Source organism: Ensifer sp. CCNWLY38 (assembly GCF_037120565.1).
Lineage (GTDB): Bacteria > Pseudomonadota > Alphaproteobacteria > Rhizobiales > Rhizobiaceae > Ensifer > Ensifer adhaerens_H.
Window position 1 is genome coordinate 354,007 of sequence record NZ_JBBBBO010000005.1, and the last position, 12,698, is coordinate 366,704.

12 protein-coding genes are annotated in these 12,698 nt (G+C 62.1%); 6 read left to right on the top strand and 6 right to left on the bottom strand.

What is annotated here, in order from left to right:
- The 3 genes from atpD to V7S54_RS13745 all read left to right on the top strand — a co-directional run bounded on the left by atpD (window position 1) and on the right by V7S54_RS13745 (window position 3,718).
- Entirely contained in the window at window positions 1–1,518 is a 1,518-nt protein-coding gene (gene atpD / locus V7S54_RS13735; RefSeq protein WP_065374190.1) for a F0F1 ATP synthase subunit beta, read from the top strand.
- A 116-nt stretch (window positions 1,519–1,634) separates the two neighbouring features.
- Window positions 1,635–2,036 carry a F0F1 ATP synthase subunit epsilon gene (locus tag V7S54_RS13740; protein WP_058321802.1) on the top strand — a complete coding sequence of 134 codons (402 nt, stop codon included), beginning with the start codon at window positions 1,635–1,637 and terminating at the stop codon, window positions 2,034–2,036.
- Between the two features lie 254 nt (window positions 2,037–2,290).
- The gene (locus V7S54_RS13745; protein ID WP_065374191.1) at window positions 2,291–3,718 is read left to right on the top strand and encodes a mannose-1-phosphate guanylyltransferase/mannose-6-phosphate isomerase; all 1,428 of its coding nucleotides are present in this window, start codon (window positions 2,291–2,293) and stop codon (window positions 3,716–3,718) included.
- Window positions 3,719–4,043: 325 nt separating this feature from the next.
- Here the strand turns inward: V7S54_RS13745 and V7S54_RS13750 are convergent, their stop codons facing one another.
- Window positions 4,044–5,147, bottom strand: coding sequence for a saccharopine dehydrogenase family protein (locus tag V7S54_RS13750; RefSeq protein WP_065374192.1), 1,104 nt, complete (start codon window positions 5,145–5,147; stop codon window positions 4,044–4,046).
- 125 nt (window positions 5,148–5,272) lie between these two features.
- Between V7S54_RS13750 and V7S54_RS13755 the strand changes: the two genes are divergently transcribed.
- Window positions 5,273–5,704 (top strand): Lrp/AsnC family transcriptional regulator, encoded by a 432-nt coding sequence (locus tag V7S54_RS13755; RefSeq protein WP_057255025.1) that lies wholly within the window; start codon window positions 5,273–5,275, stop codon window positions 5,702–5,704.
- Window positions 5,705–5,721: 17 nt separating this feature from the next.
- Here V7S54_RS13755 and V7S54_RS13760 read toward each other — a convergent pair whose 3' ends face one another.
- A complete protein-coding gene (locus V7S54_RS13760) occupies window positions 5,722–6,666 on the bottom strand; it encodes a DUF6030 family protein (protein ID WP_065374193.1) in 945 nt (314 codons plus the stop codon).
- A 277-nt stretch (window positions 6,667–6,943) separates the two neighbouring features.
- Here V7S54_RS13760 and V7S54_RS13765 point away from each other — a divergent pair, with 277 nt between their 5' ends.
- Window positions 6,944–7,849 (top strand): aminoglycoside phosphotransferase family protein, encoded by a 906-nt coding sequence (locus V7S54_RS13765; RefSeq protein WP_065374241.1) that lies wholly within the window; start codon window positions 6,944–6,946, stop codon window positions 7,847–7,849.
- Between the two features lie 432 nt (window positions 7,850–8,281).
- Window positions 8,282–9,031 carry a F0F1 ATP synthase subunit A gene (locus V7S54_RS13770; protein WP_141679376.1) on the top strand — a complete coding sequence of 250 codons (750 nt, stop codon included), beginning with the start codon at window positions 8,282–8,284 and terminating at the stop codon, window positions 9,029–9,031.
- Window positions 9,032–9,070: 39 nt separating this feature from the next.
- On the opposite strand, the gene V7S54_RS13775 is transcribed toward V7S54_RS13770, so the two are convergent.
- Genes V7S54_RS13775 through V7S54_RS13790 form a run of 4 tightly spaced genes read right to left on the bottom strand, consistent with a single transcriptional unit; the run spans window position 9,071 to window position 12,610 of the window.
- Window positions 9,071–9,919, bottom strand: a complete 849-nt coding sequence (locus tag V7S54_RS13775) for a metal ABC transporter permease (protein ID WP_065374195.1) — start codon at window positions 9,917–9,919, stop codon at window positions 9,071–9,073.
- Window positions 9,916–10,776, bottom strand: coding sequence for a metal ABC transporter permease (locus V7S54_RS13780; RefSeq protein ID WP_065374196.1), 861 nt, complete (start codon window positions 10,774–10,776; stop codon window positions 9,916–9,918). Before V7S54_RS13780 ends, V7S54_RS13775 begins: the two co-directional genes overlap by 4 nt.
- Window positions 10,773–11,708 carry a manganese/iron ABC transporter ATP-binding protein gene (locus V7S54_RS13785; RefSeq protein WP_065374197.1) on the bottom strand — a complete coding sequence of 312 codons (936 nt, stop codon included), beginning with the start codon at window positions 11,706–11,708 and terminating at the stop codon, window positions 10,773–10,775. The genes V7S54_RS13780 and V7S54_RS13785 overlap by 4 nt, the downstream gene beginning before the upstream one ends.
- Window positions 11,705–12,610, bottom strand: coding sequence for a metal ABC transporter substrate-binding protein (locus V7S54_RS13790; RefSeq protein WP_065374198.1), 906 nt, complete (start codon window positions 12,608–12,610; stop codon window positions 11,705–11,707). The genes V7S54_RS13785 and V7S54_RS13790 overlap by 4 nt, the downstream gene beginning before the upstream one ends.
- Between the last annotated feature and the right edge of the window lie 88 nt (window positions 12,611–12,698).

Below are 12,698 nucleotides of genomic sequence, written 5' to 3' on the forward strand. Positions count from 1 at the left end.
ATGGCTAAGGCAGCTACCCCGAAAGAAACCGCAGCGGAGAAGAAGCCCGCTGCACCGAGGAAGGCAGCTTCCGCCAAGACCGCAGCAGTTGCCGCAACAGGCGCTGTCGGTCGCGTAACGCAGGTCATCGGCGCCGTCGTTGACGTCGTGTTCGAAGAAGGCCAGCTTCCGCAGATCCTGAACGCGCTGGAGACCGACAACCACGGTAACCGCCTCGTTCTCGAAGTCGCTCAGCACCTCGGCGAAAACTCCGTCCGCACGATCGCCATGGACTCGACCGAAGGTCTGGTTCGCGGTCAGCTGGTCACCGACACCGGCGCACCGATCACGGTTCCGGTCGGCGACGAAACGCTCGGCCGCATCATGAACGTCATCGGCGAGCCGGTTGACGAAGCAGGTCCGCTGGTCACGTCGGGCAAGCGCGCCATCCACCAGGATGCACCGTCCTACGTCGAGCAGTCGACGGAAGCGCAGATCCTCGTCACCGGCATCAAGGTCGTCGACCTTCTCGCGCCTTACGCAAAGGGCGGCAAGATCGGCCTCTTCGGCGGCGCAGGCGTCGGCAAGACCGTTCTCATCATGGAACTGATCAACAACGTCGCCAAGGCGCACGGTGGTTACTCGGTGTTTGCAGGCGTGGGTGAACGCACCCGCGAAGGCAACGACCTCTACCACGAAATGATCGAGTCCGGCGTTAACAAGCATGGCGGCGGCGCAGGCTCCAAGGCTGCGCTCGTTTACGGCCAGATGAACGAACCGCCGGGCGCCCGCGCTCGCGTCGCTCTGACGGGCCTCACGATCGCTGAAGACTTCCGCGACAAGGGCCAGGACGTTCTGTTCTTCGTCGACAACATCTTCCGCTTCACCCAGGCAGGTTCCGAAGTGTCGGCTCTGCTCGGCCGTATTCCTTCGGCCGTGGGTTACCAGCCGACGCTGGCGACCGACATGGGTCAGATGCAGGAACGCATCACCACGACGACCAAGGGTTCGATCACCTCGGTTCAGGCCATTTACGTTCCGGCCGACGACTTGACCGACCCGGCGCCGGCTACCTCGTTCGCCCACCTGGACGCAACCACGGTTCTGTCGCGCTCGATCGCCGAAAAGGGCATCTACCCGGCCGTTGACCCGCTCGACTCCACGTCGCGCATGCTCGACCCGATGATCGTCGGCGAAGAGCACTACGAAGTGTCGCGTAAGGTGCAGACGACCCTGCAGCGCTACAAGTCGCTCCAGGACATCATCGCCATCCTCGGCATGGACGAACTGTCTGAAGAAGACAAGATCGCCGTTGCCCGCGCTCGTAAGATCGAACGCTTCCTGTCGCAGCCGTTCTTCGTCGCCGAAGTCTTCACGGGTTCGCCGGGCAAGCTCGTCGCTCTCGAAGACACGATCAAGGGCTTCAAGGGCTTGGTCAACGGCGAATACGACCACCTGCCGGAAGCTGCCTTCTACATGGTCGGCTCGATCGAAGAAGCGGTCGAAAAGGCCAAGAAGCTGGCTGCTGAAGCCGCTTGATAGCACTGTTAAGCCTCGGCGCCATGGCGCCGAGGCTTTCATCCTGCCTTTCGATGAGGGCAGGGAAGACATGCACAGCCGCCTTCGGGTGGCGCGCCCACGAAAAGTGAATGGTCATGGCCGATTTCAACTTTGAGCTTGTTTCCCCCGAGCGCCTGCTCCTCTCCGAAAAAGTGACGGAAGTCGTTCTTCCGGCGACTGAGGGCGAGATGACCGTGATGGCCAATCACGCTCCGACGATGACGACGATCAAGCCCGGCGTGGTCACGGTGAAGACGGCCGACGGCAAGACCGAGCGTTTCGCCGTGTTTGGCGGCTTTGCCGACATCCTGCCGACCGGTTGCACGCTTTTGGCCGAGTCTGCCGTTCATGTCGACGAACTCGATCGTACGGTTCTCGAAAACCGCATTGACGCGGTTCGCGCCGAACTGGAAGGTGCCGGCGACGAGAAGAAGACCCGTCTTGAGCAGTTCGTCGCCGAACTGACGAAGCTCGGCGAGATCGTGATCCCGGCCTGAAAGGGACACCCGGAAGGGTAGCTGATTTGAGAAAGCCCCGCCTTCGAGCGGGGTTTTTTATTGGTCGCGAGTTCTTTGCGGTGACGCTTCTCTTAAGTGAAGCGGGATGCGGGCGGATAACCGTATACTCTTCTTCATCAGTATTAGCCTTCGCGTCGGTGAATAGCTTGCCCGGATCGGCGCTTTAGCTATTCTTCATCGGAAGCTCTTTATTGGTCCCCGAACGTTCAGCTCAAAAAGGAAGAGGCGCCGGCATGACGTCAAAGATTGTTCCGGTGATCATGGCGGGCGGACGCGGCACCCGTCTGTGGCCGCTCTCTCGCGCCGCCGCGCCGAAGCAATTCCTGCAGATCCTTTCCGATCGTTCACTGTTCCAGCAGACGCTGGAGCGCGTTCGCGACGCCAGCCAGTTCGAGCCGGCCATCATCGTCACCAACAGCGACTTTCGCTTCATCGTCGCGGAGCAGGCGCGGGCGATCGACGTACATCTGGGCGACATCCTCCTTGAGCCGGTTGCACGCAACACAGCACCGGCGCTGACTGCCGCGGCTTTCCAGGTACTCAGCCGTTACGGCAAGGGCGCGGTCATGCAGGTGCTTGCCTCTGACCATGAGATCGATGCCGGCGATGTCTACAGGGATTGCATACTCAGGGCGCACCAGGCCGCCCGCCACGGAGAACTGGTGACCTTCGGCATCACGCCGACCGAACCGGCGACCGGCTACGGCTACATCGAGCGCGGCGAAGAACTGACGGCGGGCACGAACCGTGTGGCGCGGTTCGTCGAGAAGCCGGACCGCGCCAAAGCCGAGGCAATGCTCGAGACCGGGCGCTACCTCTGGAACTCCGGCATGTTCATGCTGCCGGTAAAGCCCTTTCTTGATGAGATGAAGCGCCACGCGCCCCAGGTCTGGGAAGCGACGAAACTCGCGGTCGACGGAGCCCAGAAGGATCTCGACTTCACCCGACTGCACGCGGCGAGCTTTGCCGCTGCGCCTGATATCTCCGTCGATTATGCGGTCTTTGAAAAGACTGAGCGGGCGGCGGTGGTGCCGTCTTCCTTCCTCTGGTCCGATCTCGGCAGCTGGGACGCCGTCTGGAAGACGGGAGAAAAGGACGGCGACGGCAATGTCGTCACCGACAAGGCCACGGTGTCGAACACGCGCAATTCGCTGGTCCTATCGCGCGACATTCACCTTGCAGTTCAAGGGCTGGACGATGTCGCCGTCATTGCCGGCGAGGATGCCGTCTATGTCGGACGGCTGGCCGATAGCCAGAGCGTCGGTTCTATCGTCAAGACGCTGGCGAAGTCGCCACAGACGACGGCGCTGACCGAGATACACCCGACGTCCTATCGCCCCTGGGGGGCGGTCGCGGCCCTTTCGGACGGAGAACGCTTTGCCGTCAAACGTCTGCGCGTGAACCCCGGCAAGAAGATCTCGTTGCAGAAGCATCATCATCGAGCGGAACATTGGATCGTGGTGCGCGGCACGGCGGAGATCACGATGTCCGGGGAAACGCGAATGCTGCACGAGAACGAGTCGGTCTACATTCCGCCGGGGATCGTGCACCGGCTTCACAACCCGGGCAAAATCCCGCTGGAACTGATCGAGGTGCGCACCGGCTCCTATCTCGGCGAAGACGACATCATCCGCATCGAGGACGAATTCGGCCGAAGCTAGTGCAATTCCAGGAAAAGTGTGAAACGGTTTTCCGTCCGGAATTGCGCAATTTCAAACAGTTGGAGCAATTCGCTGTTTCAATGAAACAGTGAAATGCTCTAGGGGGTAATACCTTACTGCATGTCTCCTTGAATCGACCTGGATTTAAGGGCGAAGACCTGCAGCAAATCAAAGTGCCAGCGACCTTTGCGCGTCTGATAAGACTGCGCCGCAGGCCCGAATGATCGGACGACACGAAAAAAGCCCGGGCCAAGACCCGGGCTTTGCGTAGGTGAGAGCGGGACGTCTGTCCCGTTCCAAATTCGGCACGCTTATAGCTGAAGGATCAGCCGGCGACGCGCTCGGTTTCGCCCTTCTGAGCGTAGTAATGGCCGAAGCGGTTTGCGAGGAAGGTGTCGAGGCTGATGTCTTCCTGGCGAACGAAGCCCTTGGAGGCGATCTTGCCTTCGGCGAGCAGGTCGAGCACGGCGCAGATGCTGCCTGCCGTGGTGATCTGGATACCGCTCTGCATGCGGCCGGCAACGACGCCGCTATAGACCTTGTTGGCGTAGGTTTCCTGGATCAGACGGCCGTTGCGGAAGCCCGAAACCGTAACGAAGATCACGACGACGTCCTGGGTGGTGGTCGGCAGGGCGTTCTCGAAGATGTCCTTGAGGACTTCGCGGCGGTGGCGCAGACCGAGGTCGTTCAGGAGCGCCTTCATGATGGCGGCATGGCCCGGATAGCGGATCGTCTTGTAGTTCAGCGTGCGAACCTTGCCCTTCAGCGTTTCGCAGAGGGTGCCGAGACCGCCCGAGGTGTTGAAGGCTTCATAGGTGACGCCGTCGAGCGAGAATTCTTCGCGCTCTTCCATCGCCGGCACTTCGATGAGGTTGTTTTCGACGATCGCTTCGCAGGGCTCGATATATTCGTTGATAACGCCGTCGGTGCTCCAGGTGAGATTGTAGTTGAGCGCGTTCGACGGGTACTGCGGCAGGGCGCCAACGCGCATGCGCACGCTTTCCAGCGTCTCAAAGTGGCTGGCGAGATCGTTGGCGACGATCGAGATGAAGCCCGGTGCGAGGCCGCACTGCGGGATGAAGGCGGTGTTCGCCTTGGCAGCGATCGCCTTGACTTGGCGGGTGGATTCGACGTCTTCGGTCAGGTCCAGATAGTGGATGCCGGCTTCAGCAGCGGCTTCGGCGATGGCGACCGTCAGGTGGAACGGAGCGGCGCTGAGGACGGCAAACTTGCCCGACAGAAGAGCGACGAGCTGCTTCTTGTCGGCGATATCGACCGTCGCGGTCGTGATGGCAGCGTGCTTTTCCACCTGCTCCAGCTGCTCGGCGCTGCGGTCGGCGACGCAGACGCTGTAGTCGCCGGTATGGGCGAGCATGCGAGCGATGGTGGAGCCGATCTTGCCTGCTCCGATGACGACGATATTCTTCATTCTTTCCCCCAGGGCATGAGAACTGTGTGTGCCCCTATTGTCGTGGGAGGGGTTGTTGATTTGAAGCGCTGAAACGACTAAATCGCCTATAGATATTCGGCAGATTGCCCAACCGGACCGACGAAATGCAAATCACGGATAAGGATCGAGAGCTCCTCGCCGTCCTCAGCGAAAATGCCCGCATGCCGACGGCGACGATCGCGCGGCGGCTCGGCCTGTCGCGCACGACGGTGCAGGCGAGGATCGAGCGGTTGGAGCGCGAGGGAATCATCGCCGGCTATGGCGTGCGCCTGTCGGAGAGCTACGAGAAGGGGCTGGTCAAGGCGCATGTGCTGATCACCATCGCGCCGCGGGCGCTGAGCCGCGTGACCCCTGAGCTCAGTGCCATCCGCGAAATCCAGACGCTGCATTCTGTCAGCGGCAGTTTCGATCTTATCGCCGTGGTGGCGGCGACGTCGATCAGCGAACTCGATCTCCTGATCGATCGCATTGGCGAGATCGACGGCGTCGACCGGACGCTTTCTTCGATTATCCTTTCGACCCGGATCGATCGGTAGGCCGTTGCTTTCCTAAGTCAGCGAGCGACGGGATCGTCATGGCCATGCCCCGCGGAGGGCTTCTCGCCTGATGTGGCGTCCGTCGCTGGCTCCTTTCCATTCGGCACTTTTGCCGGCACGTTCCAGTCTGTCGGGCCCTTGACGAAGCTATGCAGTCCGGCATCGCCATAGGCGAGCCATTTGCTCCGGTCGAAGTAAAGCTCGGCAATGCTCTTCGGCCGCGCGCGCGGCGGCTGGTTGGCAAGGAAGTTAAAGCGCGGCGTCACCTCGTCGGACTCGCGCTTGAACTGGATGCGGCTGCCGAAACGCTTGAGATCGAATTCCTTCAGCGCCTGGATTTGCAGGGTAACGCTTGCGGCATCGGCCCAGCGCACGTGGTCGAGGAACACGGCCGCTGCCCGCGCCGCTGCCGTGGTCACGGCCTGGCGGTCCTCCGGTCGCTCGATGTTGAGCTTGACGCGGAAGGAGGTGATTTCCTCCTCGCCGCTGCCTTTGACGAAGATGAAGATCGATGAAGGCTTGTCCTCGCCCGGACGCGGGAAGGAGACGAGTGACGAACATTCCCATTGGGCACGCTCACCGGCACCGGCTTTCCATTCGAGTTCGCGAAAGCCGGCGTCGCGCAACTCGTCGCAGAGCGCCTTGGGATCGCTGCGGATGACGCGCAGGAACTGCTGCTCCGGCGTCTGCAGATCCTGGAAGGTCCAGGCGGGCAGGGCGATGCGTGGCGGTTCGAGCCTTGCCGGCTTCTCGGCCGTCGGTCCGGAGGGCTTGCTCTTCGCCAGGAAGGTCGTCGGCAGCCCCAATGCCACGAGAACTTTCTTGAGGTTGCGCTGTTCGTTGGCAAGCAGGGCCGTTGCGAGAATGGCGGTGACGATCAGGATGAGGGCGACGAGAAAGAAGCGCAGTCCCGTCCGACCGGCAGGCTTTGGAGCCGGCGTCTTGCCACGGGTCGCGCTCATGCTGCCCCGCCTGCCCGGCGGGGCGCGATGAGGCGCGGCGCCTCCAGCAAAAGGTGATCGGTCGGCCGGGCTTCCATGATCTCAAGCTATCAACGGGTCTAGGCCTTCTTCATCCCCGAAATCCGTCGCGGCGGCAATATGCAACCGCCGATATCGGCAAGCGACTGTCACGTCTCAACACAACGCGCCGCTGAACGAGCGTTACGGTGAACTAGGAAGTTGAAATCCGGGGACGATCACATAGCTTGCTGGACACAAACATCGAATGGAATTCGTCATGACAAACCCGAATTCAGCCGAGCTTGTGATCGATGCGTCGCTGGTACGGCGGCTGATCGCGACACAGTTTCCGCGATGGTCGGATCTTGAGGTGCGCCCGACCGAGCCCGGCGGCTGGGACAACAGGAGCTTCCGGCTCGGCGACCACATGACCGTGCGCCTGCCAAGCGCCGAGCACTATGTGCTGCAAGTGGAAAAGGAGCACCGCTGGCTGCCGCGGCTGGCTCCCCAATTGCCGCTGCCCATTCCCATGCCGCTGGCCAAGGGCACGCCGGGAGAAGGCTTTCCCTGGCCCTGGTCGGTCTACCGCTGGCTTCAGGGGGAAACGTTGGCCGTGGAGCGGGTCGCAGATCTCGGGCAAGTGGCGAAGGATCTCACGCGGTTTCTGCGCGCCTTGCGGCAGGCGGATGCTGCGAGTGGGCCCTTGCCCGGCGACCATAACTTCCACCGCGGCGGTCCGCCTGGCTTCTATGACGAGCAGACACGTCAGGCGCTCCCATTGCTTGAGGGACAGGTCGACACGGCGGCGGCCAGAGAGGTCTGGGAAGCGGCCCTTGCTGCGCCATTCGAGGGGACGCCCGTCTGGTTCCACGGCGATATCGCCTGGGGCAACCTGTTGGTCGAGCAGGGTCGCTTGAGCGCGGTCATCGATTTCGGCACTTCGGGTGTCGGCGACCCCGCCTGTGATCTGGCGATAGCCTGGACGTTCTTCCATGGCGAGAGCCGCGAGGTCTTCCGTGATGGCATGGCACTCGATCGCGGTGGCTGGGCCCGCGGGCGTGGCTGGACCCTGTGGAAGGCGCTGATCGTGCTTGCCGGCATGACCGGCGCGCCTGCAAGCGAGAAGGCAAAGCAGCGCACGGTGATCGAAGACGTGCTTGCGGATCATCGCTGCTTCGGCTAGCGCCCGAGCCACGATCGGGCGTTAGCCAGCTTGACCCCGCTGCAAATTGCCTCTAGGTCAGGCGCACGCGGGACGACCCGCGTCGGTGCTTCGCCTGGGGACGGCCCCAGTATCTCGACCGAGATACATGGAGTCGATCGCATCATGCAGCCCCAAAGCTCGCGGCACGTCCGCACGACCTTTCCCTTTATTGAGCAGCCTAGAGCATCCCGCTCTCAAGTGGAGTCACTGGAGGCGGAAAGATGCTCTAGAATCAAAGTGCTAGAGCGTCCTTTGCGCGTTCAGTTGAACGCGCGGCGCTCTGGTCATTCCATCGGAAGCAATCGCTTCGTGGGACGGCGTCGGCCGCCGATCGCTTATCCAACACATTGACGCGCCGGCGGCCGCCGACGCGCGTCGCCGATGCTTCTCCGCCAACACATGAGGTTGATGATGGCCGGACCCATCGAACAATTTGAGATCAAGTCGCTCCTACCGATCGCAGAGATCGGTGGTCACCAGATCAGCTTTACCAACTCGGCCGCCTTTATGGTGCTGACGGTCGCGATCGCCAGTCTGTTCCTGATCCTGTCAACGAGAAGACGCGGCCTCGTGCCGAACCGGGCGCAGTCGGCGGCCGAGATCCTCTATGAGTTTGCGGCAAAGACGCTGCGCGACAATGCCGGCGAGAAGGGCATGCGTTTCTTCCCGCTGGTCTTCTCGCTGTTCATGTTCATCCTCACCGCCAACCTGATCGGCATGTTCCCCTATGCCTTCACTGTGACGAGCCATATCGCGGTCACCTTCGCGCTGGCCATGCTGGTGTTCCTGACGGTCACGCTCTACGGTCTCTACCGGCACGGCCTCGGCTTCCTCAGGCTGTTCATGCCCGCGGGCGTGCCGTTGATTCTGGCGCCGATCATCATCCCGATCGAGGTGGTCTCCTACCTCTCGCGTCCCGTCAGCCACTCGGTTCGTCTCTTCGCGGTCATGTTGGCCGGCCACATCACGCTCAAGGTTTTCGCCGGCTTCGTCGTGGGCCTCAGCGGCTTCGGGGCGCTCGGGATGCTGGCTGCGGTCATGCCGCTGCTGATGACGGTGGCATTGACCGGGCTGGAACTGCTGATGGCGCTTATCCAGGCCTATATCTTCACGATGCTGACCTGCATGTATCTCAATGACGCGCTCCATCCGAGCCACTGAGAACAGGCGATGAGGCTCCCTGCAACGGGAGCCTCTTTGTCATTCGATCGCCCGCCGCGCTTCGTTCCGGTAGGTCCGCCAGGAGGACCAGGCAAAGGCGATGAGGAACATCACGGTCATCAGGAGCACGATGGTCGGCGCCGGCGCGCTGTCGATGAAGAAGGAGAGGTAGACGCCGCAGAAGGAGGCCGTCATCGCGATCAGCACGGCGACGATGAGCATGGCGCCCATGGTGCGGGTGATCAGGAAGGCGATGGCGCCGGGTGCGATCAGCATGGCGATGGCAAGGATCAAACCGACCGCCTTCAGCGCGCCGACGATCGTCAGCGACAGGATCGCGAGCAGCCCATAGTGCAACCAGTTAACCGGAAGACCGACGGCCTTGGCCTGGGCGGGATCGAAGGCGTGCAGCAGGAAATCGCGCCATTTGACTGCGAGAATACCGGTGGCGACCAAGGCGATCACGCCGGTCTCGGCGATATCGCGCCAGCCGATGCCGAGCATGTCGCCGAAGAGGATGTGGTCGAGGTGCACGTCGCTCTGGATCTTGGTGTAGAGCACCAGACCGAAACCGAACATGCCGGAGAAGACCACGCCCATCACCGTGTCCTGCTTGATGCGGCTGTTCTCCTTGAGATAGCCGGTCAGGAGCGCGCAGGACATGCCGGCGGCAAAGGCACCGACGGCAAGCGGCAGGCCGACGATGTAGGAGATGACGATGCCGGGGAAGACCGCATGCGAGATCGCGTCGCCCATCAGCGACCAGCCCTTCAGCACCAGGAAACAGGAGAGCATGGCGGTCGGGATCGCCACCAGCACCGAGATCAGAAGCGCGTTGCGCATGAACTCGAATTCGAAGACCGCAAGCAGCATGTCGAGCGAGATCATCGGGCAGCGTCCATCGGTTCGGCGCTGCGCCTGCGCGCGGCGAGCAGCCCGTGCTTCGGGGCGAAGACGAAAGCCGTCAGGAAGATGAGTGTCTGCAGCACGATGATGATGCCGCCGGTGGCACCGTCGAGGAAGTAGCTGAAATAGGCGCCGAAGAAGCTCGTCAGCGCACCGATGGCGACGCTGATCAGGATCAGCCGCGGAAAGCGATCCGTGAGCAGGTAAGCGGTCGCGCCAGGCGTCACCACCATGGCGATGACAAGGAAAGCGCCGACGGTCTGCAGTGCTGCGACCGTACAGGCCGAGAGCAGGGTGAAGAACAGCACCTTGAGGAAGGTGGTGGGAATGCCGATCGAGCGGGCGTGGCTCTCATCGAAGAAGGTCACCATCAGGTCCTTCCACTTCGCTGTCAGGATGACCAGCGAGACGATGCCGATGATCGCGAGCTGCAGTGTGTCGGCGGGCGTGATCGCCAGGATGTTGCCGAGCACGATGGTCTGGATGTTCACCGATGTCGGCGACAGCGAGACCATGAAAAGCCCGAGGCCGAAGAAGGAGGTGAAGATCAGGCCGATGATCGTGTCTTCCTTGAGCCTTGTGCGCTGGTTGAGAAACAACATGGCGCCGGCGGCAAGCGAGCCGGAGAAGAAGGCGCCGAGCGAGAAGGGCAGGCCGAGCATATAGGCGCCGGCGACCCCTGGGACGATCGAATGCGAGAGGGCATCACCGATCAGCGACCAGCCCTTGAGCATCAGATAGGAGGAGAGGAAGGCGCAGACGGCGCCGACCAGTGCGCTCACCCACATGGCATTGACCATGTAGCCATAGGTGAAGGGTTCCAGGAGCGTGGCGATCATTTGCCGTTCGGCTCCCCGTTGGTCTCGGGTTTTGCCGGCTGCGCCACCATCCGATCCTTGTCGCCATACATGACGAGCGGGCGCTCGTCGTCGGTGATCACGGCGAGCTGCCGCGGATCGGCATCGTCATGCAGGTTTTCGCCGCCGAGCACGAAGTGCCGGAGAACGCCGCCGAAGGCGAGTTCCAGGTTTTCGCGGGTGAAGGTGGTGTCCGTCGGGCCATAGGCGAGCACGGTGTTCTTCAGGAGCACGGTGCGGTCGCAGAATTCCGGCACACTGCCGAGGTTATGTGTCGAAACCAGCATGACCCGGCCCTCGTCACGCAGGCCGATCAGAAGGCGAATGATCGCGTCCTCGGTCTTGACGTCGACGCCGGTGAACGGTTCGTCGAGCAGGATGACCTTGCCATCCTGGGCGAGCGCGCGCGCCAGGAAGACGCGCTTCTTCTGGCCGCCGGAGAGTTCACCGATCTGGCGCTTGCGATAGTCGCTCATGCCGACGCGGGCGAGGGCTGCCTCGACCGCCTCATGGTCTGCCTTCTTCGGGATGCGCAGCATGTTCATATGGCCGTAGCGGCCCATCATGACCACGTCGTCGACCAGAACCGGGAAGTTCCAGTCGACCTCCTCGGCCTGCGGCACATAGGCGACGAGGTTCTTCTTGAGCGCTTCCGGAACCGAACGGCCAAGGATCGAGATCTCGCCGCGCGACAGGCGGGCAAAGCCCATGATCGCCTTGAAGAGTGTCGACTTGCCGCTGCCGTTGACGCCGACGAGCGCCGTGATCGTGCCCGTCGGGATCTCGAAGGTCGCGTCGCGCAGGGCCCGCAGGCCGTTGCGGTAGGTGACTGTCGCGCCAGAGACGCGGATGCCGCTGCCCTGTTCGCCGGATGCCGGCGCGGGGCCGGAGCGGGGCTTCACCTGAAGGTTCATTGCGAAAGGCCCTTGGCGATGGTTTCCGATGTGACGCGCAGCAGATCGATATAGGTCGGAACCGGACCGTCCGCTTCGCTCAAGGAATCAACGTAGAGCACGCCGCCGTATTTTGCACCGGTTTCGCGCGCCACCTGCTCAGCCGGATCGGGCGAGATCGTGCTTTCAGAGAAGACGACCGGAATGTGGTTGGCCCTGACGGCGTCGATCACCTTGCGGACCTGCTGCGGGGTGCCCTGCTGGTCGGCATTGATCGGCCAGAGGTAGAGTTCCTTCATGCCGAAATCGCGGATCAGGTAGCTGAAGGCGCCTTCGCTCGAAACCAGCCAGCGCTTGTCTTCGGGGATCTTGGCGATCTCGGCGCGGATCGGCGCGATGGTCGCCTCGATCTTCTGCTTATAGGTCTCGGCATTGGCCTTGTAGGTCTCGGCATTGGCGGGGTCGTACTTCACGAAGGCGTCGCGGATGTTGTCGACATAGATGAGCGCTGCCGATGGCGACATCCAGGCATGCGGATTGGGCTTTCCGCTGTAGGGGCCTTCAGCAATCCCCATGGGCTCGACGCCGGTCGAGACGACGGCACCGGGGACGTCATCAAAGTTCTGGAAGAACTTCTCAAACCAGAGCTCCAGGTTCAGACCGTTCCACAGGATCAGCTTGGCGTCGTGCGCCTTCAGGATGTCGCGCGGGGTCGGCTGGTAGTTGTGGATCTCGGCACCCGGTTTGGTGATCGATTCGACGATTGCGGCGTCGCCCGCGACGTTCTTGGCCATGTCGGCAATGACCGTGAAGGTCGTCACTGCCTTGAATTTTTCCTGCGCCCATCCGGCGCTAGGCGAAAGCGCGATGGCTGCCATGGCAGCTGCTGCTGCCAGGATCGCGCGCCTCGTCTGATCGATCATTCGCTACTCCCTGATGTTGTCGCCCACAGGAGTAGGGGAATGATTTGCATAAGTCAATGCAAATGAGAAGCATTCGCAACTAGCTATT